Origin of the sequence: Bosea beijingensis, assembly GCF_030758975.1 — a bacterium.
Taxonomy (GTDB): Bacteria; Pseudomonadota; Alphaproteobacteria; order Rhizobiales; family Beijerinckiaceae; genus Allobosea; species Allobosea beijingensis.
Genome location: NZ_CP132359.1, coordinates 4,743,666 through 4,765,060 on the forward strand (window position 1 = coordinate 4,743,666; position 21,395 = coordinate 4,765,060).

Consider the following 21,395-nt stretch of genomic DNA (forward strand, 5'->3'; position numbering starts at 1 on the left):
GCGACGGGCCGCCTCAGTTCGAGCCGACCGGCTTGTCCTGCAGCACCGGGCTGGCGAGCCGGCCTTCCTCGGCCTTGTGGAAATATTGCGAGGCGATCAGCCAGCCTTTCAGCGGCTGCAAGGGCGGGATGCAGGTCAGCAGGATCAGCGGCAGCGTCGTGACCAGATGCACCCAGGTCGGCGGATTGTAGTTCAGTTCCAGCCAGAGCGGGAATGCGACGGCCGGGATGCAGAGGAACATCATCACGAAGAAGGCCGGGCCATCGGCCGGATCGGCGAAGGCGTAGTCCAGGCCGCAATTCTCGCATTTCGGCTTCAGCTTCAGGAAGCCCTCGAACATCTTGCCCTGCCCGCAGCGCGGGCAGCGGCCACGCAGGCCGGTCTTGAGCGGAGAGAGTGGCGGCCAATGCTCGCCGGACATGGACTGATCTCCTTCAGGACGGCGCCGCTCGTTCGGCGTCGTCCCTTCAGATCGCGCTCGATGCAGACAATGTCAAGATTGTATGCATCTTAGCTGACTGCCTGCGCGGATCGGTCGCGGGCCTTTCTCAGATATGCAGCGCGTGACCCAGCGCCTTCATCGCGGCTTCCGGAAAAGCCTCGCCCAGCGTCGGATGGGCGTGGATCGTGCCGGCGATATCCTGCAGCGTCGCGCCCATCTCGATCGCGAGCCCGAAGGCCGCCGACAATTCCGAGACGCCTGAGCCCACCGCCTGGATGCCGAGCACCAGATCGCTGCCGGCCTGCGCGACGACGCGGACGAAGCCCGCCTCGGCATGGCGGGTCATGGCCCGGCCGTTGGCGGCGAAGGGGAACTGGCCGATCTTGAGCTCGTGGCCGGCGCGCTTGGCCTCGTCGGGCGAAAGGCCGACCGAGACGATCTCGGGATCAGTGAAGCAGATCGCCGCGATGCCGCGCTTGTCCCAGGCGCGCGGCAGGCCGGCGACGATCTCCGCCACCATCTCGCCCTGCGCCATGGCGCGATGCGCCAGCATCGGCTCGCCGGTCACGTCGCCGATGGCATAGATGCCGCGCATCGCGGTCTCGCAACGCTCGCCGATGCGGATGAAGCGGCCATCCATGTCGAGCACGAGGTTCTCAAGCCCGAGCTCGTCCGTGACCGGCTTGCGGCCGACAGTGACCAGGATCTTGTCGGCCGGCAGGCCGCGTTCCTTTCCGTCCGCCGTCTCGATGCGCAGGCCGTCGCCCTTGGGCGTGGGGCCGAGCGCCTTGGCGCCGGTCAACACCTCGACGCCGAGCGCGGTCAGGCGCTTGGAGATCGGGCCGGTCAGTTCGGCATCGTAGAGCGGCAGGATCTTGTCCTGCGCCTCGACGACGGTGACCTTGGCTCCGAGCTTGGCGAAGGCCGTGCCGAGTTCCAGCCCGATATAGCCGCCGCCGACCACGACGAGGCGCTTGGGCACCTCGGTCAGCGCCAGCGCGCCGGTCGAGGAAATGACGTTGCCGCCGAAGGGCAGGAAGGGCAGTTCGACCGGCGCCGAGCCGGTGGCGATGACGATGGCCTCGGCCTGGATCGTCTTCGGGCCGGTCTCAGTTTCGACAACGACGGTCTTGCCGTCGCGGAAGCGGGCCTTGCCATGGACGATCTTGACCTTGGCCTTGCGCAGCAGGCCGGCGACGCCGTTGTTGAGGCGCTGGACGATGCCGTCCTTCCAGGCCACGGCCTGCTTGAGGTCGAGCTTCGGCTCGGCCGCGGTCAGGCCGAAGGGCGTCTTGCCGGCAGCGGCGTCAGTCGCCTTCTCGAATTCCTCAGCGACATGGATCATCGCCTTGGAGGGGATGCAGCCGACATTGAGGCAGGAACCGCCGAGCTTGGTGCTCTCGACGATGACGGTGTCGATGCCGAGCTGGCCGGCGCGGATGGCGCAGACATAGCCGCCGGGGCCGGCACCGATGACGAGGAGCTTGCAGGTGATCTCGGTCATGGCACGCTCCTCAGATGTCCACGAAGAGCGTGGCTGGGTTCTCCAGCAGCTCCTTCAGCCGCTGCACGAAGACGGCGGCGTCCCAGCCATCGATGACGCGGTGGTCGAAGCTGGAGGAGAGGTTCATCATCTTGCGCGGCACGAAGGTGGTGCCGTCCCAGACCGGGCGCACGACCATCTTGTTGACGCCGACGATGGCGACTTCCGGATAGTTGATCACCGGCGTTGTCGCGATGCCGCCGAGCGCACCTAGCGAGGTGATGGTGATGGTCGAGCCAGTGAGTTCGTCACGGGTTGCAGTGCCGTCGCGGCCGCGCTCGGCGAGGCGGGAGAGCTCGATGCCGCAGCCCCAGAGATCGCGCGCCTCGGCATGTTTCACCACCGGCACGATCAGGCCGGTCGGCGTCTGCGTGGCGATACCGATATTGATCGCGGCATGCTGGCGCACGATCCCGGCATCGTCGTCATAGAGCGCGTTCAGCGCCGGCTGCTCAGCGAGTGCCTTGACCATGGCGCGCATCAGGAAGGGCAGCAGGGTCAGCTTCGGCCGCTCCGGCGTCGGCTTCTTGTTCAGCGTCGCGCGCAAATCCTCCAGCGGCGAGACGTTCACCTCCTCGACGATGGTGATGTGCGGGATGCGCGATTTCGACAGCGCCATCTTCTCGGCGATGCGACGGCGCAGGCCGACGACCTTGACCTCGGTGACGGCACTCTGCTCGACGAGCCCGCCGCCGCGCGCCGGTTCGGGGCCGCGCAGCAGGAAGGCTTCGATATCCTGATGGGTGATGCGCCCGGCCGGGCCCGTGCCCTGGACCTGACGCAGATCGACCCCGGCCTCACGCGCCTTGAGGCGCACGGCCGGCGAGGCCAGCGGCTTCTCGCCCGGCGCGCGGCGCTGGGCGGGGGCGGCGGCACGCGAGGGCTTGGGAGCCGGCTGAGGTGGTGCGGCGGGCTTGGCCGTGGCCGCGTGTGCCGCAGGCTTTTCCGCCTTGGGCGGGGCCGGCGGCGCGGCTGGCTTGTCGGCCGGGGCTTCTTGCGCGCCCTCATCCGCGACGGATTGCTCCGCCGCCGCGCCGCCCTCCCCTGCAACCCTGAGCTTCACGATGGCCGAGCCGATCGCGACGGTGTCGCCGACCTCGGCGCCAACCCAGGTCACTTCGCCCTCGACCGGCGAGGGAATCTCCACCGTCGCCTTGTCGGTCATCACGGCGGCAAGCAGATCGTCCTCGCGGACGATGTCGCCGACCTTGACGTGCCACTCGACGAGCTCCGCCTCCGCGATGCCTTCGCCGACATCCGGCAGCTTGATGATGCGCTCGGCCATCAGCGTGCCTCCATGATATCCAGCAGCGCCTGTCCGAGGCGGGCGGGGCCGGGGAAATAGTCCCATTCCTGCGCGTGCGGATAGGGCGTGTCCCAACCGGTGACGCGCATCACCGGCGCCTCCAGATGATAGAAGCAGTGCTCCTGCACCAAGGCAGCAAGCTCCCCGCCGAAGCCGGATGTGAGCGTCGCCTCGTGCAGCACAATGCAGCGGCCGGTCTTCTGGACCGAGGCGACGATCGCGTCGAGATCGAGCGGGACGAGCGTGCGCAGGTCGATGATTTCGGCGTCGATGCCAGTATCCTCGGCGGCGGCCAGCGCGACATGGACCATGGTGCCATAGGCGAGGATGGTGACGGCGGAGCCCTCGCGCCGCGTCACCGCCTTGCCGAGCGGCACGGTGTAATGGCCTTCCGGCACCTCGGCGAGCTCGTGCTTGGACCAGGCCGTGACCGGGCGGTCGTGATGGCCGTCGAAGGGGCCGTTATAAAGCCGCTTCGGCTCGAGGAATATCACCGGGTCGGGGTCCTCGATCGCCGCAATCAGCAGACCCTTGGCGTCATAGGGGTTGGACGGAACGATCGTCTTCAGGCCGGCGACATGGGTGAAGAGCGCTTCCGGGCTCTGGCTATGGGTCTGGCCGCCGAAGATACCGCCGCCGGTCGGCATGCGGATCACCAGCGGGCAGGTGAAGTCACCGGCCGAGCGATAGCGCAGGCGGGCGGCCTCCGAGACGATCTGGTCATAGGCCGGGTACATGTAGTCGGCGAACTGGATCTCGACGCAGGGCTTGAGGCCATAGGAGGCCATGCCGATCGCCGTGCCGACGATGCCGGCCTCGCTGATCGGCGCATCGAAGCAGCGCGACACCCCGTATTTCTGCTGGAGGCCGTGGGTGCAGCGGAAGACGCCGCCGAAGAAGCCGACATCCTCGCCGAAAACCACGACATCGTCGTCGCGGCCCATGGAGACGTCCATGGCGGAGCGGATCGCCTCGATCATCGTCATCTTGGCCATGGCGTCAGACTCCGATCTGCTGGCGCTGGCGGCGCAGATGCGGCGGCAGCTCGGCATAGACGTCCTCGAAGATGTCGCGCGCCGAGGGCTTGCCGCCGGAATGCAGGGTGCCGAAGCTCTCGGCCTCCTTCTGCGCGGCGATGACGGTGGCGAGGATCTCGGCCTCCGCCTGTTTGTGGCGCTCCTCCGACCAGGCGCCGACCGCGATCAGATGCTGCTTCAGGCGGATCAACGGGTCGCCAAGCGGCCAGTCGTCGGATTCGTGCTTGGGCCGGTAGGCGGACGGGTCGTCCGAGGTGGAATGGGCGCCGGCGCGATAGGTGACGTATTCGACCAGCGTCGGCCCGAGATTGCGGCGGGCACGCTCGACCGCCCATTGCGCGACCGCATAGACGGCTAGGTAGTCGTTGCCGTCGACGCGGAGCGCCGGGATGCCGAAGCCGAGCCCCCTTGCGGCAAAGGTGCCGGAGCCGCCGCGCGCGATGCCCTGGAAAGTCGAGATCGCCCACTGGTTGTTGACGACATTGAGGACGACCGGCGCCTTGTAGGTCGAGGCGAAGACCAGCGCGGCGTGGAAATCCGATTCCGCGGTCGAGCCGTCGCCGATCCAAGCGGCGGCGATGCGGGTGTCGTTCTTGATCGCCGAGGCCATCGCCCAGCCGACGGCTTGAACGTACTGGGTCGCGAGATTGCCGGAGATCGAGAAGAAGCCGTGCTCCTTGGAGGAGTACATCACCGGCAATTGCCGGCCCTTCATCGGGTCGCGCTCGTTCGAATAGATCTGGTTCATCATGTCGACGAGCGGATAGTCGTTCGCGATCAGCAGGCCGGCCTGACGATAGGTCGGGAAATTCATGTCGCCGGGCTGGAGCGCGATGCGGAAGGCGCAGCTCACCGCCTCCTCGCCGGTGTGCTGCATGTAGAACGAGGTCTTGCCCTGGCGCTGCGCCATCTGCATGCGCCCGTCGAAGGTGCGCAGCGTCATCATGTGGCGTAGGCCCCGGATCAGGTCGTCATGCGAGAGATCGGGCACCCAGGGACCCACCGCCTCGCCCTCGCGATTGAGGACGCGGATGATCGAATAGGCGAGGTCGCGGATGTCCTTGGGATCGACATCGACTGGCGGGCGCGCGACGGAGCCGGCCTTCGGGATCACGACATGGGAGAAATCCGGCTTCTCGCCCGGACGGCTCGCCGGTTTGGGGACATGGAACTGCAGTGGCTGGGTTGCTGCCGGCGCCTGGCCTGACTTGTCGCTGCTCATGAGCGCCTCCATCCCTGACGCCGCCAGCATTCCGCCTTCGCGCGCATCCCGCAAGCGCCTGTGGGCGCTCTTCAGAGATGCGGCAGGACGCACAGCCGGCCGGCGATCGTTCCCCTTGCAACCAACGCTAGCGAGGACGGTTCGGAGGTTCATTCCGAATTTGCCGGAAAGGGCGAAATCAGACAGAAGAAACATCTGCCTTTCTTTCCATTTCCAGAATGATCATCCGATGAACAAAAAGAGCCAGAATGGTCCTGCTCTCGATCTGATCGATCGCAAGATTCTCGCTGCATTGCGGGAGGACGGGCGGCTGACGACGCAGGCCCTGGCCGAGAAGGTGGGACTTTCGCCCTCGCCATGCTGGACGCGGGTAAAGCGCTTGGAGGAATCCGGCGCGATCGAGAAATACGTCGCCCTGCTCGACCACAAGGCGCTCGGCTACAACAACATCGTCTTCGTCGAGATCACGCTCGACAAGCATGACGACAAGGTGCTCGACCAGTGCGGCGAGGCGCTGAGCCGGGCGCCGGAGGTGGTCGAAGCGCATCTCGTCACCGGCGAGTACGACTATCTCGCCAAGGTCGTGGTCAGCGGCACCGACCATTACGAGCGCTTCCTGCGCGGAACGATCTACCGCATTCCGGGCGTCAGGCAGACGCGGACGACCTTCGGCTTGAGGGCGCTGAAGCGGACGCTGTCGGTCGATCCGCTGAAGGTCGTGGGGTGAGCGGCCGTCACGCTCGGGCTTGACCCGAGAATGACGGCCTCCAGGAAGGCGTCAGGCCAGCATCTCCCGCACCAGCGGCACGACCTTCTCGCCGTAGAGCCGGATGCACTCCATCGCCTTCTCATGCGCCAGCGGGCCGGCGCTGTACTTGAGCTGGAAGCGGGCGATGCCCAGTCCCTTGGCGGTAGCAGTGATCTTGCGGGCCACCGTTTCCGGCGAGCCGAGATAGAGCGAGCCGCGCGCGACCTCCTGCTCGAACTCGTCGCGGCCCATCGGCGGCCAGCCGCGCTCGGCGCCGATGCGATCGCGCATCTGCTTGTAGGCCGGGAAGAACTCCTCCCTGGCCTGCTCGTCGGTCGCCGCGACATAGCCCGGCGAATGCACGCCGACGGGCTTGGCCGGCTTGCCGATCTGGCCATAGGCGCGATGGTACAAATCCACGAACGGCTTGAAGCGCAAGGGATCGCCGCCGATGATGGCGAGCATCAAAGGCAGGTCGTAGCGCACCGCGCGCACCACCGATTCCGGGCTGCCGCCGACGCCGATCCAGGTCTTGAGCGGACCGTTCTCCACCGGCGGGTAAACGAGTTGGTCCTTCAGCGGCGGTCGGGTCGAGCCCTGCCAGGTCAACGGCTCCTGCGGCAGCAGGCCGGCGAAGAGATCGAGCTTCTCCTCGAACAGCTTCTCGTAATCGCGCAGGTCGAGCCCGAAGAGCGGGAAGGACTCGGTGAAGGAGCCGCGCCCCAGAATGACCTCGGCGCGCCCGCTCGAGAGCGCATCGACCGTCGCGAAGCGCTGGAAGACGCGGATCGGATCGTCCGAGCTCAGCACGGTAACGGCCGAGCCGAGCTTGATCCGGCTGGTGCGCGTCGCCATGCCGGCCAGCACCGTCTCCGGCGAGGAGACCGCGAAATCGGCGCGGTGATGCTCGCCGACACCGATGAAATCGATGCCGACCTGGTCGGCCAGGACGGCTTCGTCGACGAGATCGCGGATCACCTGCGCATGCGGCAGCGGTTTGCCGTCCGCCCCGTTGGTGACGTCGCCGAAGGTGTCGAGCCCGAATTCCAGTTCCTGTGCCATGATCATCCCGAGGCCGCGGCGCGACCTTTTGCCTGCCGGCCATCCCGGCCTCCGGGAGTTAGGGTCGGGATTGCCGCAGCGCAATTGTCAGGGCGTTGCCCCGCCAGCAACAGGCTGTTTGCAGGAATGCAACCGCCGCGCTTGCATCGCCCGCGCAAGCTGCCGATGCTCGGGCGCGCGGCGCTTTCCGCCGCCTCCGAGCCGACGCCATGATCATTCGCCAGTTGGTCTATCTCGACGCGCTCGCCCGCGAGAAGCATTTCCGCCGCGCGGCCGAGGCCTGCCATGTCTCGCAGCCGACGCTCTCGGCTGCGATCGTGCAGCTCGAGGAGGAGCTCGGCGTGATGATCGTCGAGCGCGGGCGGCGCTTCCAGGGCTTCACCAAGGAGGGCGAGGTCGTGCTCGCCCATGCCCGGCGCATCCTCGCCGAAGCCGAGGTGATGAAGGATTCGATCGCGGAGCTGCGCGAGGGCATCTCCGGCCGGATCAGGCTCGGCGCGATCCCGACCGCGCTGCCGATGATCGCCCATATCACCGCGCCCTTCTCCGAGCGCTATCCGGCGGTGTCGCTGACCGTGCTGTCGCTGACCTCGCAGGAAATCCAGCAGGGCATCGACGATTTCGAGCTCGATGTCGGGCTGACCTATCTCGACAACGAGCCGCTCGACCGGGTGATCTCCAAGCCGATCTACCAGGAATCCTACGTCCTGCTCACGCGCGAGGACGGCCCGTTCGGCGCGCGCGACACCATCACTTGGGCCGAAGCAGCCGAGCAGAAGCTCTGCCTGCTCACCGGAGACATGCAGAACCGGCGCATCATCGACGGCATCTTCCGCTCGGTCGGCACCGCGCCGCGGCCGATGATCGAGACCAATTCGATCTTCAATCTGTGCTCGCATGCCGGCATCCAGGGCGTCGCCAGCATCGTCTCGCTGCAATTGCTGGAATTCTTCGGCGTGCCCCTCGGCACGAAAGCGCTGTCGCTGGTCGAGCCTGAGGCGCAGCGCACGATCGGCCTGATCGTGGCGGACCGGCAGCCGGTGGCGCCGCTCGCGCGCAACCTCCTGATGATGACGAAGCCGGTCGCGGATGCCGGGCTGCCGCGACGGCCCATCATACGATAGACTTCGCCTATCGTCTTAGAAGCAGCGCAGCATTGTGCGGCGCAAAATCGCCTCGACACGAAACTTTCAAGGCTACGCGACCCGTCAACACCACCCCAGCACCCTGACACCCCGCATATTGATAGATAAAAACTATCACTCATTCAAAAGAAACGATTTGAAATCATTCCAGTTTCACTCTCCCCTCGCTTCAACGAGCGTCCGGCGAACCGGGCCTATGGAGGAAAGATGGCGGCTTATCCGGCCTGGGATCAGGACAGCGCACGTATGATCGTCGCGGGGCTGGCGCATCTCGAAGGCGCCACGCTGCCGATGCTGCACGCCCTTCAGGATGAGTTCGGCTATGTCGACCCGCAGGCTGTGCCGCTGATCGCGGAGGCGCTGAACCTGTCGCGCGCCGAGGTCCATGGCGCGATCTCCTTCTATCACGACTTCAAGACGGCCCCGCAGCCGGCGCGCACGATCAAGCTCTGCCGCGCCGAGGCCTGCCAGGCTCTGGGCTGCGAAAGCGTCGTCGCAGAACTATCCGCCAAGCATGGCATCGCGGTCGATGATCACCATGCTGGCGACGCCATCGTCGAAACGGTGTATTGTCTCGGCAATTGCGCGCTCGGGCCGTCCGCCCTGGTCGACGGCGAATTGATCGGGCGCGTCGATGCCGCTCGCATCGCCGGGCTCTGCCAGCACGGAAGGGCGCATTCATGAGCGCCAACCCGGTTCGCATCTTCGTTCCCATCGACGCCGCCGCCCTGTCGGTCGGCGCGGAAGCTGTCGCGCAGGCTATCGCCAGCGAGGCTGCGGCGCGCGGACTTGCCGTCGAGATCGTCCGCAACGGCTCGCGCGGCATGCTCTGGCTGGAGCCGATGGTCGAGGTCGAGACGGCCGAGGGCCGTATCGGTTACGGGCCGGCCACGGCGAAGGATGTGCCTGCGCTCTTCGACGCCGGCTTCGCTTCGGGCGGCGCCCATGCCTTGCGCCTCGGCAAGACCGAAGAGCTCGACTGGATGAAGCGCCAGCAGCGCCTCACCTTCGAGCGCGTCGGCGTCACCGACCCGCTCTCGATCGCCGATTACCGCGCCCATGGCGGCTTCAAGGGGCTGGAGAAGGCGCTGGCCCTGACCGGCGGCGAGATCGTCGATGCTGTGAAGGCGTCCGGCCTGCGCGGTCGCGGCGGGGCGGGTTTCCCGACCGGGATCAAGTGGAAGACCGTCCACGACGCCAAGGCCGAGCAAAAATACATCGTCTGCAATGCCGACGAGGGCGATAGTGGCACCTTCGCCGACCGCATGCTGTTCGAAGGCGACCCCTATCTCGTGATCGAGGGCATGACGATCGCGGCGATCGCGGTCGGCGCAACGCGCGGCTATATCTATCTGCGCTCGGAATATCCGCATGCCCATCGCACGCTTCAGCGCGCCATCCTGAAGGCCGAAGCCGCCGGGCTGATCGGCGCCTCGGTGCTGGGTTCGCAGCATGCCTTCCATCTCGAAGTCAGGCTTGGTGCCGGCGCCTATATCTGCGGTGAGGAGACCTCGCTGCTCGAAAGCCTCGAAGGCAAGCGCGCCATCGTCCGGGCCAAGCCGCCGCTGCCGGCCTTGCAGGGCCTTTTCGGCAAGCCGACCGTCGTCAACAACGTGCTCTCCTTCGCGGCCGTGCCCTGGATCATGGATCATGGTGCGCAGGCCTATGCCGATTACGGCATGGGCCGCTCGCGCGGCACGCTGCCGATCCAGCTCGGCGGCAACGTCAAGCGCGGCGGGCTGATCGAACTCGCTTTCGGCATCACGCTCCGCGAGATCATCGAGGATATGGGCGGCGGCACGCTGTCGGGCCGGCCGATCCGGGCCGTGCAGGTCGGTGGGCCGCTCGGCGCCTATCTCACCGCCGAGCAACTCGATGTGCAGATGGACTACGAGGCGCTCGCTTCCATGCGCGCGATGCTCGGCCATGGCGGCATCGTGGTGTTCGACGACAGCGTCGACATGGCGAAGCAAGCGCGTTTCGCCTTCGAATTCTGCGCCAAGGAATCCTGCGGCAAGTGTACGCCCTGCCGCATCGGCGCGACGCGCGGCGTCGAGACGATGGATCGCATCATCGCCGGCGCCGAAATCCCTAAGAACATCGCCGTGCTGCGCGATCTCTCGAAGCTGATGACCGATGCCTCGCTCTGCGCCATGGGCGGATTGACCCCCATGCCGGTGCTGAGCGCGCTGAACCATTTCCCCGAGGATTTCGACCGTCCTCCGCTGCCTCTGGCGGCCGAGTGAGGAGGCCAGAATGAGCCTGATCAAGGAAATCGACTACGGCACGCCGATCCGGCTTTCCGAGAAGACGGTGACGCTGACCATCGACGGCCAGAGCGTCACGGTGCCGGCAGGCACCTCGGTGATGGCAGCCGCCATGAGCCTGGGCACCAAGATCCCCAAGCTCTGCGCCACGGACTCGCTCGAACCCTTCGGCTCCTGCCGGCTCTGCCTCGTCGAGATCGAGGGGCGGCGCGGCACGCCGGCGTCATGCACGACTCCAGCAGAAGACGGAATGATTGTGCGCACCCAGTCGGAGAACCTCTCCGGCCTGCGTAAGGGCGTGATGGAGCTCTATATCTCCGACCATCCGCTGGACTGCCTGACCTGCTCGGCCAATGGCGATTGCGAATTGCAGGACATGGCCGGCGCGGTCGGCCTGCGCGAGGTGCGCTACGGCTACGAGGGCGAGAACCACGTCTTCGCCAAGGGATCGGACGGGCTCGCCAACGAGAACTGGCTCGCGAAGGATACGTCCAACCCGTATTTCACCTACGATCCGTCGAAATGCATCGTCTGCAATCGCTGCGTGCGCGCTTGCGAGGAGGTGCAGGGCACCTTCGCGCTGACGATCACGGGACGCGGCTTCGAGTCCCGCGTCGCAGCGGGACCGACCGATTTTCTCGGCTCCGAATGCGTCTCCTGCGGCGCCTGCGTGCAGGCCTGCCCGACGGCGACGCTGATGGAGAACAAGGTCATCGAGCATGGCCAGCCCGAGCATTCTGTGGTCACGACCTGCGCCTATTGCGGCGTCGGCTGCTCGTTCAAGGCGGAGATGCAGGGCGACCGCGTCATCCGCATGGTGCCTTACAAGGACGGCAAGGCGAACGAGGGCCATAGCTGCGTCAAGGGCCGCTTCGCCTGGGGTTATGCGACCCATACCGACCGCATGACCAAGCCGATGATCCGGGCGAAGATCACGGACCCGTGGCGCGAAGTGTCATGGGAAGAGGCGATCAATTACGCGGCCTCGGAGTTCAAGCGCATTCAGGCCAAGTACGGTCGTGAATCCGTCGGCGCCATCACCTCGTCGCGCTGCACCAACGAGGAGGTCTTCCTCGTCCAGAAGCTGGTGCGCGCCGCCTTCCGCAACAACAATGTCGATACCTGCGCCCGCGTCTGCCATTCGCCGACCGGCTATGGCCTCAGGACGACGCTCGGCACCTCGGCTGGCACGCAGGATTTCAAGTCGGTCGCCAAGTCCGACGTCATTCTCGTCATCGGCGCGAACCCGACCGACGGCCACCCGGTCTTCGCCTCGCGCATGAAGAAGCGCATCCGCGAGGGCGCCCGCCTGATCGTCGCCGACCCCCGCAAGATCGACATGGTGCAGTCGCCACACATCAAGGCGGACTACCACCTGCCGCTCAGGCCCGGCACCAATGTCGCGCTGCTCAATGCGCTCAGCCATGTCGTCGTCACCGAAGGGCTGATCGACGAGGCCTATGTGCGCGAGCGCTGCGATCTCGGCGATTTCGAGCACTGGGCCCGTTTCGTCGCCCGCGAGGAGAATTCGCCGGAGGCGAGCGAGGCCTATACCGGCGTGCCGGCGGCGGATGTGCGCGCCGCGGCGCGGCTCTATGCCACCGGCGGCAATGGCGCGATCTATTACGGGCTCGGCGTCACCGAACACAGCCAGGGCTCGACCACTGTCATGGCGATGGCCAACCTGGCCATGGCGACCGGCAATATCGGGCGCGACGGCGTCGGCATCAATCCGCTGCGCGGGCAGAACAATGTGCAGGGCTCCTGCGACATGGGCTCCTTCCCGCACGAGTTCTCGGGCTATCGCCACGTCTCCGACGATTCGACCCGGCAGGTCTTCGAGATGCTCTGGGGCGTGCCGCTCGATCCCGAGCAGGGCCTACGCATCAACAACATGCTCGACGAGGCGGTCGAGGGCACCTTCAAGGGCCTTTATGTCCAGGGCGAGGACATCGCCCAATCCGACCCGAACACCAAGCATGTCACGGCCGGGCTGGCCTCGATGGAATGCGTCGTCATCCAGGACATCTTCCTGAACGAGACGGCGAAATACGCCCATGTCTTCTTGCCCGGCGCCTCCTTCCTGGAAAAGGACGGCACCTTCACCAATGCCGAGCGGCGCATCAACCGCGTCCGGCAGGTCATGGCGCCGCTCTCCGGCAAGGACGAGTGGCAGGTCACGATCGAGCTGGCGCGGGCGCTCGGCTACGAGATGGGCTACAGCCACCCCAGCGAGATCATGGACGAGATCGCGCGGCTGACGCCCAGCTTCGCCGGCGTCTCCTATGACAAGCTGGAGAAGCTCGGCTCCGTGCAGTGGCCCTGCAACGACAAGGCCCCGACCGGCACGCCCCTGATGCATGTCGACCGCTTCGTGCGCGGCAAGGGCAAGTTCATGATCACCGAATACGTCCCGACCGACGAGCGGACGGGGCCGCGCTTCCCGTTGCTGCTCACCACCGGCCGCATTCTCTCGCAATACAATGTCGGCGCGCAGACGCGGCGGACCGAGAACGGCGCCTGGCATGACGAGGACGTGCTGGAGATCCACGCCTTCGACGCCGAGAGCCGCGGCATCCGCGACGGCGATCTCGTGGCGCTCGCCAGCCGCTCGGGCGACATCGCGCTCCGGGCCGTGATTTCCGAGCGGATGCAGCCGGGCGTGGTCTACACCACCTTCCACCACGCCAAGACGGGCGCCAACGTCATCACCACCGACTATTCGGACTGGGCGACGAACTGCCCGGAATACAAGGTCACCGCTGTCGACGTCCGGCGCACCAACGCCTACTCCGCCTGGCAGGAGAAGAATTTCGAGGAGGACGTGACCTTGCGCCGGATCGCGGAGCGCCTGCCCGATGCCGCGGAATAACCGTGAAGCCCAGCCGCCGGCCTCGGTCGCCGTCACGGCGCAGCCGCTGCGCTTCGGCGCGGCGCGGGATGACGCGCGCGAGATCGAGGTCGCGGTCGAGACTCCCATCAACATCGTCTACGGCAACATGCCCTATGCCGTGATGATGGCGAGCCCGTCCGATCTCGAGGATTTCGTCACCGGTTTCAGCCTGACGGAGGGCATCGTGCGCGGCGCAGGCGAGATCCGCAGCATCGCCGTCGAGCCCAAGGACGAGGGTGTCATCGTCACGGTCGAGCTCGCGCCGGGCCGCTTCCGCGAGCATCTGGCGCGGCGGCGCAATCTCTCGGGCCGGACCTCCTGCGGCCTCTGTGGCGTCGAGACCATCCAGGAAATCCCGATGGCCGATGCGGCGACGCGAGCGTCGCGTGCTGTCTCCGCCGCGGCGATCGAGGCCGCGCTCGCGGAACTCGACAAGCATCAGCCTCTTAACCAGCTCACCCGAGCCGTTCATGGCGCCGCATGGTGCGATGCCTCGGGCGCGATCCTGGCGGTACGCGAGGATGTCGGCCGGCATAACGCCCTCGACAAGCTGATCGGCGCCCGCTTGCGGGCTGGCGCGGATGCGAGCGAAGGCTTCCTGCTCGTCACCAGCCGCGCCTCGTTCGAGATGGTCGAGAAGGCCGCGATCTTCGGCGCCGGCACGCTGGTCGCGATCTCGGCGCCGACCTCGCTCGCAATCGAGCGGGCGAAGCATCTCGGCCTGACCTTGGCGGCGGTCGCGCGGCGCGACGGCTGCATCGTCTTCACCGGTGCGCTCGCGCCCGAATCCGAGACGATCGCCCGATGACGGAGGCTGGCCTGACTACCGATCACCACGCAGAGAACGTCGAGAAGCTCCGGCGTATGGCCGGGCAGATCACCGATTTCTTCAAGGCGTATCCGGAGGCGGAAGCGGCCCATTCCGTCGCCGACCATATCAACCAGTTCTGGACCGGACGCATGCGCGGGGACTTCCTCGCCGCCTTCGCCAACCGGCCGGAGGACCTTCCGCCCCTGCTGCGGCATGCCCTGCCGCAGATCAGGCCGGGGCGCGGAGGTTAGCAGCCCGACGCCGGTCATGCCGGCGACAAGAGATGACAACGAGCTGGGACCCTACCCGGCCCGAACGGCGAAGCCATGGGGAAAGGAACCGGGGAATGAGTGTCGCAGACGATATCGGACAGATCGGGGGCGGGATCGGCCTGCTCGACCGTGAACGGACCATCGCCAAGCCGGGCTTCAACCGCTGGCTCGTGCCCCCGGCCGCGCTCTGCATCCATCTGTGCATCGGCATGGCCTATGGCTTCTCGGTGTTCTGGCTGCCGCTGAGCCAGGCGATCGGCATCACCAAGCCCGTCGCCTGCGCGGCTGATGTCGGCCTGATCGGCTCGCTCTTCACCACGGCCTGCGACTGGAAGGTCGCCGATCTCGGCTGGATGTACACGCTGTTCTTCGTGCTGCTCGGCTCCTCGGCCGCGATCTGGGGCGGCTGGCTCGAGCGCGTCGGTCCGCGCAAGGCCGCCTTCGTCTCGACCTTGTGCTGGTGCGGCGGCCTGCTGATCTCTGCGCTCGGCGTCTACTGGCACCAGCTCTGGCTGATGTGGCTTGGCTCCGGCGTGATCGGTGGCATCGGCCTCGGGCTCGGCTATATCTCGCCGGTCTCGACCCTGGTGAAATGGTTCCCGGACCGGCGCGGCATGGCGACCGGCATGGCGATCATGGGCTTCGGCGGCGGCGCGATGATCGGCTCGCCGCTGGCGGACATGCTGATGAACTACTTCAAGACGCCCGCCTCGGTCGGCGTCTGGCAGACCTTCGTCGCGATGGCCGCGATCTATTTCGTCTTCATGATGGCCGGCACCTTCGGCTATCGCGTGCCGCCAGCCAACTGGCGCCCCGAGGGCTGGACCCCGCCGGCGACCCAGAACGCCATGATCACCTCCGGCCATGTGCATCTCAAGGACGCGCACAAGACCAAGCAATTCTGGCTGATCTGGTCGGTGCTGACGCTCAACGTCTCGGCCGGTATCGGCGTGCTCGGCATGGCCTCGCCGATGCTGCAGGAGATTTTCGCGGGCTCGCTGATCGGCAAGCCCGAGATCGGCTTTGCCGCGCTCGACGCCGCGCAGAAGACGCAGATCGCCACGATCGCGGCGGCCTTTGTCGGCCTGCTCTCTCTGTTCAACATCGCCGGGCGCTTCTTCTGGGCCTCGCTCTCGGACAAGCTCGGCCGCAAGCTGACCTATGCCACGTTCTTCGGACTGGGCATCCTGCTCTACGCGCTCTCGCCCTGGGCGGCCCATGCCGGGTCGCTCGCGCTCTTCGTCGGCTTCTTCTGCATCATCCTGTCGATGTATGGCGGCGGCTTCGCGACGGTGCCGGCCTATCTCGCCGACATGTTCGGCACGCAGTTCGTCGGCGCAATCCATGGCCGTCTGCTGACGGCCTGGTCGACCGCCGGCATCATCGGCCCTGTCGTGGTGAACTATATCCGTGAAGCCCAGATCAATGCCGGCGTGCCACGCGCGCAGGTCTATGACCGCACCATGTATATCCTCGCGGGCATGCTGGTGCTCGGCTTCCTCTGCAACCTGCTGGTCCGCCCGGTCGCGGCCAAATGGTTCATGAAGGATGCCGAGGTCGCGGCGCTGCAGAAGCGGTCGGCGAGCGTCGACGCCGCCGCTCATTACGGCTCCTACGGCATCGGCAAGGGTGGTTTCGACGGCACGGCCCTGCTGGCCTGGGCCGTGGTCGGCCTGCCGATCGCCTGGGGCGTCTGGATCACGCTGTCGAAGTCACTGGCGCTGTTCCGCTGAGCAGCGACATCACCGGCCAATCCGAGGGCCCGCATCGAGCGATCGGTGCGGGTCTTTCTCTTGCGACGCAGCCCACGGCCGCGCGGAGCGGCGGGTCCTATTTCAGCGAAAGAGCGACTGAACCGGCAATCGGATCGGTGACGCCGAGCCCGTTGCCGAGATCGTCGAGCGTGTGACGAAAGCCGTTGAGCGTGGCGATCATCTGCGGGCGGGCCGCCGCCATCGCGTCCATGCTCTCCCATTCCGCGATGATGCAGTAGCGCCCCTCGCCGGCCGCGATGATGTTGGCGTGGCGCAGGCCCGGCCAGTCGGCCGCGACGTTGCGGTGGGCATCGAGAAAAGCGGTCTCCATCCCCGGCTTCACCTTGAAACGAACGGCATTGAATGCAGTCATCGCAGCCTCCAGCGTTCGGAGCGATGACTTTACGGCAATTCGGCGTTCTTGTCCTCGTCGCGCTCATATGCCGGTGAACCCGAGGGGCGCTGGGCCGTTGTCAAAAGGTAGCTTTCCGGAAGCAGGATAGCCCTCCGAAACTCGAACAGGAGACAGCATCATGGCGATCAACAAGACCGGCTCGGCCCATTGGGAAGGCGGCATCAAGGACGGCAAGGGCACGATCTCGACCGAGACCAAGGCGCTCGACGCCTATCCTTACGGCTTTGCCAGCCGCTTCGAGGGCAAGCCCGGCAGCAATCCCGAAGAGCTGATCGGCGCGGCGCATGCCGCCTGCTTCACCATGGCGCTCTCGCTGATCCTGGGTGAGGCCGATCTCAAGGCCGATGCGCTCGACACCACGGCGCGCGTGACGCTCGACAAGCTCGATGACGGCTACGCCATCACCGCGATCCACCTGACGCTCAAGGGCAAGGTGCCTGGCACCGACCAGGCCACCTTCCAGTCGCTGGCCGACAAGGCCAAGGCCGGCTGCCCGGTCTCGAAGCTGCTCAAGGCGCCGATCACGCTGGAAGCGACGCTGGTGGGTTGAGCGCGCCCTGACCACCGTTGGCCCTGCATCAAACGATCGGTGCGGGGCTTTCGGATTGATGGCTTGACGCGGAGGCGGATATCCAAGCCAATCACAAAAGCACGGTGACGCCTTGGTGTCAGAATGTTCAAAAAGTTGAATACCATATCTGAATTGAAATCATTTGCCGAAAATCACCCGTCGGCTCGCTCCATCTCAATTATGGAAACCAACGAAAACTATAAATGGGAAGATAAGTACTGTATCATAGAATATTGTGGCGGGTATGAAGTTTTTTATTGTGAACGCAATCATAAGATTCACAAAAAGAGCTTCTTTGAGGAAACTTTGGCTATCGCATATCTAATAAAATTATCGAACTTAAAATTGAACCCTGAATCATAAGACGAGCCAGTCGCTTCGAACCGAGACTGCTCTAGATGATTCCGGCGCCTCGCACAGACGTAAATCCGGAATCACAGGGTAACCCGTCGCCTCAGGCGAAATGGCAGGACACCTCGACGCCACCCAGTTGCCGCAGCTCCGGCCGGTCGACTCGGCAGCGATCGGCGGCTTGCGCGCAGCGCGGGTTGAAGGTGCAGCCGGCCGGCGGGCTGATCGGGCTCGGCACCTCGCCGGACATCGGCCGACGCTCCCGGTTCGGCCGCTCGACATCGGGGATCGTGTCGAGCAGCAGGCGCGTATAGGGGTGCTGCGGCCGGGTGAAGACCTGCTCGGCCGGCCCGGCCTCGACGAAGCGGCCGAGATACATGATCGCGAGATCGTCCGACATGTGCCGGACGACCGATAGATTGTGGCTGATGAAGAGATAGGTCAGCCCGAATTCCTTCTGCAACCGCACCATCAGGTTGAGGATCTGCGCCTGCACGGAGACGTCGAGCGCCGAGGTCGGCTCGTCGCAGACGAGAAAATCGGCCTCGGTCGCGAGCGCACGCGCAATCGAGATGCGCTGGCGCTGGCCGCCGGAGAAGGCGTGCGGATAACGGCTCGCATCGGTGCGCGACAGGCCGACGACTTCCAGCAGGTCGCCGACGCGCTGCTGGATCGCCGCCTCGTCGGCGCGCAGGTTCAACTCGCGGATCGGCTCGGCGATGATGTCGCCGACGCGCCAGCGCGGATTGAGCGAGGCATAGGGGTCCTGGAAGATCATCTGCACGCGCGGCGGGCCGATGGTGCCGTCGGCGCGACGGATGTCGCGGAAGCTGAGCCGGCCCTCGGTCGGGCGCTGGAGGCCTACGACCATGCGGGCAAGCGTCGATTTTCCGCAGCCGGATTCGCCGACGATGCTGAAGGTGGTGCCGCGCCTGACCGTGAAGGAGACGTTCTCGACCGCGCGCAGGATGCGCCGCGGTTCCTTCGAGAGCAGCCGCGACAGGGCCGGCGCCGAGACGTCGAAGCGACAGCAGGCGGCAGCGACGTCGAGGATGATGTCGTCGCCCACGGCGCGGGCGGGGGCGAGCGTCGAAACCTGCTCAAGCATGGGCCGCCTCCTTCAGGGGGAAATGGCAGGCTGCGGCATGCCCGGTCGGGGGCAGGCCGGGCTTGTTCTCGCGGCAGAAGGCTTCCGCCCGGCCGCAGCGCGGATTGAAGGCGCAGCCCGGCGGGATGGCGTTGAGACGCGGCATGGCGCCGTCGATCTGGTTGAGATGCTCGTGGCGGACATGGACGCTCGGGATCGAGGCCATCAGCCCGGCGGTGTAGGGATGGCTCGGCCGGCGCGTCACCTCCTGGACCGGGCCGATCTCGACGATGCGGCCGGCATACATCACCGCGACCCGGTCGGCGGTCTCGGCGATGACGCCCATGTCGTGGGTGACCAGCATGATCGCCGTGCCGTGCTCGCGGCAGAGCCGCTTCAGGAGCGTGGTGATCTGCGCCTGGATCGAGACGTCGAGCGCCGTCGTCGGCTCGTCAGCGATGATCAGCGAGGGCTCGGCGCATAGCGCGAGCGCGATCACGACACGCTGGCGCATGCCGCCGGAGAACTGATGCGGGAAATGGTCGATCCGCGTCTCGGCGGCGGGGATGCCGACCTCCTTGAGCAGGTCGAGCGCGCGCTTGCGGGCCTCCGCCCGGCTGACCGGCAGATGGGTCAGGATGGTCTCGACGAGCTGGTCGCCGACCTTGAGCAAAGGATGCAGCGAGGTCAGCGGGTCCTGGAAGATCGCGCCGATGCGCCGGCCGCGCAGCTTGCGCATCTGCTCGGCCGGCAGGTTGTCGATGCGCTGGCCGGCAAGATGGATCTCGCCGCCGTCGACACGGCCGGGCGGATCGAGCAGGCCGATCACCGCCGTGCCGGTCAGGGACTTGCCTGCCCCGGATTCGCCGACCACGCCGAGGATTTCCCCCGGCGCGATGTCGAAGGACACGCCGTCCAGCGCCGTCAGCGGACCGTGGCGGCCATCGAAGACAATGCGCAGGTCGCGGACGGACAGGAGAGGCTGGGCGGCGGGCGCGTTCATGCAGAGGCCTCGCTGCGTTCGATGGCGTAGCTCGACGAGAAGATCTCGCTCATCGGCGGGTGGCCGAGCGTGCGCTCGGGATAACGTGCCATCACGCCCTCGAACTGCTTCTGGGCGCGGATGTTGTCGGCGGCCTCGTCCTGGCCGGGGATCGCCCGGTTCTCCATGACGAAGCGGCCATCGATCACCACGGTCGCGAAATCGCGGCCATGGCCGGTCAGCATCATCGTCTGGATCGGGTCGATGACCTGCCCGCTATGCGGCCGGTCGAACGCGAAGACGGTGATGTCGGCGCGCGAACCCGGCTGGAGGCGGCCGAGATCGGGGCGCTGGAGCGCATCCGCACCGCCGATGGTCGCGGCGTCGTAATAGTCCTCGGAGCGCACTGCGCCGACATTGCCGGCCATGGTGCGGGAGAGGATCATGCCGGTCTGCATGTTCATCACCATGTCCGGCGGGGCGGTATCGGTACCCATGGCGATGTTCAGGCCCATGGCGCGATAGCTACCGAAATGATTGATGCTGTTGCCGTGCCGGCCCGAGACGAGCGGGCAATGCACGATGCTGGCGCCGGAATCGCGGATGATCTCGAGATCGCGGCCGGGACGGTCGATCAGGCGGCTGCCGGAGACGACGGTGCCATGCGGCAGCAGACAGCGCTCGTTGAGGAAGCCGAGGCTCTCCAGCCATTCCGGCGGGCTCATGCCGTGCTGGGCGAGGACGAGATCGTATTCGATCTTCGACTGGCAGCAATGCAGCCGGACGGGGATATCGAGCTCGCGCGAGGCGGCCGCGGTGCGGCGCAGGAGCTCGGCCGTCGAGGTCTCGATGCGATCGGGCGCGAACATCGCGCGGATCAAGCCACCGGCCTGGCCCTCATGGCGCCTGGCGAAATCGATGGCCGCGTCGAGCTCGGCGAGGCCGCGCTCCTCCTCGTAATAGGTGACGACGCGTCCGTCGCTTTCGACGACCTGATTGCCGGTGCGATAGGCCGGGCCGAGATAGGCGCGCATGCCGAGATCGGCGGCGGCAGCCGCGGCATCCTCGAATTCCTGCACCGTCTCGCCCCAGGCGCGGTAGAACAGAGAGGCGATCGGCAGCGCCGTGGTGATGCCGTTGCGGATCAACTGGGAGAAGGCATAGCGCTTCTGGAAGGCCAGCTCCTCGCGCGTATACATCTCGTAGGGGCCGGCCTCGAGATAGCTGCGCGGCCAGACGCGCCCCTTCTTCCAGGCCGGCTGGTTGTCATAGCCGAGGATGGTGGTGTCGAGGTCGGAAAGGGCGTCGCAATCGACGAAGCCCGGTCCGATCAGGGCATGGCCATAGTCGATCCGGCGCGCGACCTCGCCGGGGAAACCGTGGCCGACGAAGACGACCTCGCCGTTCTCGAAGACGACCTCGCCGTTCTCATAGAGGCGATGGCGGCCGTCCTTGTGGCCGACGACCCAGCGGGCGGTCATCAGGAT

Annotated in this window: 19 protein-coding genes; 9 read left to right on the plus strand and 10 right to left on the minus strand. The window is 66.3% G+C overall.

The window, feature by feature from the left end; genetic code table 11:
- Positions 1-13 precede the first annotated feature (13 nt).
- The 5 genes from Q9235_RS22710 to Q9235_RS22730 form a co-directional block, all read right to left on the minus strand.
- The gene (locus Q9235_RS22710) at positions 14-421 is read right to left on the minus strand and encodes a DUF983 domain-containing protein (RefSeq protein WP_306224035.1); all 408 of its coding nucleotides are present in this window, start codon (positions 419-421) and stop codon (positions 14-16) included.
- A gap of 127 nt (positions 422-548) precedes the next feature.
- Complete coding sequence (lpdA, locus tag Q9235_RS22715; RefSeq protein ID WP_306224036.1) at positions 549-1,946, minus strand: dihydrolipoyl dehydrogenase; 1,398 nt, start codon at positions 1,944-1,946, stop codon at positions 549-551.
- Between the two features lie 10 nt (positions 1,947-1,956).
- Positions 1,957-3,270 (minus strand): dihydrolipoamide acetyltransferase family protein, encoded by a 1,314-nt coding sequence (locus Q9235_RS22720; RefSeq protein WP_306224037.1) that lies wholly within the window; start codon positions 3,268-3,270, stop codon positions 1,957-1,959.
- Positions 3,270-4,286, minus strand: a complete 1,017-nt coding sequence (locus Q9235_RS22725; RefSeq protein WP_306224038.1) for an alpha-ketoacid dehydrogenase subunit beta — start codon at positions 4,284-4,286, stop codon at positions 3,270-3,272. Before Q9235_RS22725 ends, Q9235_RS22720 begins: the two co-directional genes overlap by 1 nt.
- A 4-nt stretch (positions 4,287-4,290) precedes the next feature.
- Positions 4,291-5,550: a 3-methyl-2-oxobutanoate dehydrogenase (2-methylpropanoyl-transferring) subunit alpha gene (locus tag Q9235_RS22730; RefSeq protein WP_306224039.1), complete on the minus strand. Its 1,260-nt coding sequence runs from the start codon at positions 5,548-5,550 to the stop codon at positions 4,291-4,293.
- A 229-nt stretch (positions 5,551-5,779) separates the two neighbouring features.
- Between Q9235_RS22730 and Q9235_RS22735 the strand changes: the two genes are divergently transcribed.
- Entirely contained in the window at positions 5,780-6,277 is a 498-nt protein-coding gene (locus Q9235_RS22735) for an Lrp/AsnC family transcriptional regulator (protein ID WP_149131193.1), read from the plus strand.
- Between the two features lie 51 nt (positions 6,278-6,328).
- On the opposite strand, the gene Q9235_RS22740 is transcribed toward Q9235_RS22735, so the two are convergent.
- Positions 6,329-7,360 carry an LLM class flavin-dependent oxidoreductase gene (locus tag Q9235_RS22740; RefSeq protein ID WP_306224040.1) on the minus strand — a complete coding sequence of 344 codons (1,032 nt, stop codon included), beginning with the start codon at positions 7,358-7,360 and terminating at the stop codon, positions 6,329-6,331.
- Positions 7,361-7,569: 209 nt separating this feature from the next.
- On the opposite strand from Q9235_RS22740, the gene Q9235_RS22745 reads away from it, so the two are divergent.
- The 7 genes from Q9235_RS22745 to Q9235_RS22775 all read left to right on the plus strand — a co-directional run bounded on the left by Q9235_RS22745 (position 7,570) and on the right by Q9235_RS22775 (position 16,481).
- Positions 7,570-8,484 (plus strand): LysR family transcriptional regulator, encoded by a 915-nt coding sequence (locus tag Q9235_RS22745; protein WP_306224041.1) that lies wholly within the window; start codon positions 7,570-7,572, stop codon positions 8,482-8,484.
- Positions 8,485-8,712: 228 nt separating this feature from the next.
- Positions 8,713-9,189 (plus strand): NAD(P)H-dependent oxidoreductase subunit E, encoded by a 477-nt coding sequence (locus Q9235_RS22750; protein ID WP_306224042.1) that lies wholly within the window; start codon positions 8,713-8,715, stop codon positions 9,187-9,189.
- Entirely contained in the window at positions 9,186-10,751 is a 1,566-nt protein-coding gene (locus tag Q9235_RS22755) for a formate dehydrogenase beta subunit (RefSeq protein WP_306224043.1), read from the plus strand. Before Q9235_RS22750 ends, Q9235_RS22755 begins: the two co-directional genes overlap by 4 nt.
- A 10-nt stretch (positions 10,752-10,761) precedes the next feature.
- On the plus strand, positions 10,762-13,644 hold the full coding sequence (gene fdhF, locus Q9235_RS22760; protein WP_306224044.1) for a formate dehydrogenase subunit alpha: 2,883 nt from the start codon (positions 10,762-10,764) through the stop codon (positions 13,642-13,644).
- Positions 13,631-14,473, plus strand: coding sequence for a formate dehydrogenase accessory sulfurtransferase FdhD (gene fdhD / locus Q9235_RS22765; protein ID WP_306224045.1), 843 nt, complete (start codon positions 13,631-13,633; stop codon positions 14,471-14,473). Before fdhF ends, fdhD begins: the two co-directional genes overlap by 14 nt.
- Entirely contained in the window at positions 14,470-14,727 is a 258-nt protein-coding gene (locus Q9235_RS22770) for a formate dehydrogenase subunit delta (protein ID WP_306224046.1), read from the plus strand. The genes fdhD and Q9235_RS22770 overlap by 4 nt, the downstream gene beginning before the upstream one ends.
- Before the next feature lie 95 nt (positions 14,728-14,822).
- Positions 14,823-16,481, plus strand: a complete 1,659-nt coding sequence (locus tag Q9235_RS22775) for an OFA family MFS transporter (RefSeq protein WP_306224047.1) — start codon at positions 14,823-14,825, stop codon at positions 16,479-16,481.
- A gap of 97 nt (positions 16,482-16,578) precedes the next feature.
- On the opposite strand, the gene Q9235_RS22780 is transcribed toward Q9235_RS22775, so the two are convergent.
- Entirely contained in the window at positions 16,579-16,875 is a 297-nt protein-coding gene (locus tag Q9235_RS22780; RefSeq protein WP_306224048.1) for an antibiotic biosynthesis monooxygenase, read from the minus strand.
- Between the two features lie 160 nt (positions 16,876-17,035).
- Here Q9235_RS22780 and Q9235_RS22785 point away from each other — a divergent pair, with 160 nt between their 5' ends.
- Positions 17,036-17,467: an OsmC family protein gene (locus Q9235_RS22785; RefSeq protein ID WP_173048390.1), complete on the plus strand. Its 432-nt coding sequence runs from the start codon at positions 17,036-17,038 to the stop codon at positions 17,465-17,467.
- A 475-nt stretch (positions 17,468-17,942) separates the two neighbouring features.
- On the opposite strand, the gene Q9235_RS22790 is transcribed toward Q9235_RS22785, so the two are convergent.
- From Q9235_RS22790 to Q9235_RS22800, 3 genes are read right to left on the minus strand one after another with little or no spacing between them, the layout of a single operon-like run.
- On the minus strand, positions 17,943-18,947 hold the full coding sequence (locus tag Q9235_RS22790) for an ABC transporter ATP-binding protein (RefSeq protein ID WP_306224049.1): 1,005 nt from the start codon (positions 18,945-18,947) through the stop codon (positions 17,943-17,945).
- Positions 18,940-19,929: an ABC transporter ATP-binding protein gene (locus tag Q9235_RS22795; protein WP_306224050.1), complete on the minus strand. Its 990-nt coding sequence runs from the start codon at positions 19,927-19,929 to the stop codon at positions 18,940-18,942. Before Q9235_RS22795 ends, Q9235_RS22790 begins: the two co-directional genes overlap by 8 nt.
- Positions 19,926-21,389 (minus strand): amidohydrolase family protein, encoded by a 1,464-nt coding sequence (locus Q9235_RS22800; RefSeq protein WP_306228416.1) that lies wholly within the window; start codon positions 21,387-21,389, stop codon positions 19,926-19,928. The genes Q9235_RS22795 and Q9235_RS22800 overlap by 4 nt, the downstream gene beginning before the upstream one ends.
- Between the last annotated feature and the right edge of the window lie 6 nt (positions 21,390-21,395).

Excerpts from the sequence above, each read along its gene's own strand:
- Q9235_RS22710 (WP_306224035.1), bottom strand. The coding sequence starts at position 421 with ATGTCCGGCGAGCATTGGCCGCCACTCTCTCCGCTCAAGACCGGCCTG.
- lpdA (WP_306224036.1), bottom strand. The coding sequence starts at position 1,946 with ATGACCGAGATCACCTGCAAGCTCCTCGTCATCGGTGCCGGCCCCGGC.
- Q9235_RS22720 (WP_306224037.1), bottom strand. The coding sequence starts at position 3,270 with ATGGCCGAGCGCATCATCAAGCTGCCGGATGTCGGCGAAGGCATCGCG.
- Q9235_RS22725 (WP_306224038.1), bottom strand. The coding sequence starts at position 4,286 with ATGGCCAAGATGACGATGATCGAGGCGATCCGCTCCGCCATGGACGTC.
- Q9235_RS22730 (WP_306224039.1), bottom strand. The coding sequence starts at position 5,550 with ATGAGCAGCGACAAGTCAGGCCAGGCGCCGGCAGCAACCCAGCCACTG.
- Q9235_RS22735 (WP_149131193.1), top strand. The coding sequence starts at position 5,780 with ATGAACAAAAAGAGCCAGAATGGTCCTGCTCTCGATCTGATCGATCGC.
- Q9235_RS22740 (WP_306224040.1), bottom strand. The coding sequence starts at position 7,360 with ATGGCACAGGAACTGGAATTCGGGCTCGACACCTTCGGCGACGTCACC.
- Q9235_RS22745 (WP_306224041.1), top strand. The coding sequence starts at position 7,570 with ATGATCATTCGCCAGTTGGTCTATCTCGACGCGCTCGCCCGCGAGAAG.
- Q9235_RS22750 (WP_306224042.1), top strand. The coding sequence starts at position 8,713 with ATGGCGGCTTATCCGGCCTGGGATCAGGACAGCGCACGTATGATCGTC.
- Q9235_RS22755 (WP_306224043.1), top strand. The coding sequence starts at position 9,186 with ATGAGCGCCAACCCGGTTCGCATCTTCGTTCCCATCGACGCCGCCGCC.
- fdhF (WP_306224044.1), top strand. The coding sequence starts at position 10,762 with ATGAGCCTGATCAAGGAAATCGACTACGGCACGCCGATCCGGCTTTCC.
- fdhD (WP_306224045.1), top strand. The coding sequence starts at position 13,631 with ATGCCGCGGAATAACCGTGAAGCCCAGCCGCCGGCCTCGGTCGCCGTC.
- Q9235_RS22770 (WP_306224046.1), top strand. The coding sequence starts at position 14,470 with ATGACGGAGGCTGGCCTGACTACCGATCACCACGCAGAGAACGTCGAG.
- Q9235_RS22775 (WP_306224047.1), top strand. The coding sequence starts at position 14,823 with ATGAGTGTCGCAGACGATATCGGACAGATCGGGGGCGGGATCGGCCTG.
- Q9235_RS22780 (WP_306224048.1), bottom strand. The coding sequence starts at position 16,875 with ATGACTGCATTCAATGCCGTTCGTTTCAAGGTGAAGCCGGGGATGGAG.
- Q9235_RS22785 (WP_173048390.1), top strand. The coding sequence starts at position 17,036 with ATGGCGATCAACAAGACCGGCTCGGCCCATTGGGAAGGCGGCATCAAG.
- Q9235_RS22790 (WP_306224049.1), bottom strand. The coding sequence starts at position 18,947 with ATGCTTGAGCAGGTTTCGACGCTCGCCCCCGCCCGCGCCGTGGGCGAC.
- Q9235_RS22795 (WP_306224050.1), bottom strand. The coding sequence starts at position 19,929 with ATGAACGCGCCCGCCGCCCAGCCTCTCCTGTCCGTCCGCGACCTGCGC.
- Q9235_RS22800 (WP_306228416.1), bottom strand. The coding sequence starts at position 21,389 with ATGACCGCCCGCTGGGTCGTCGGCCACAAGGACGGCCGCCATCGCCTC.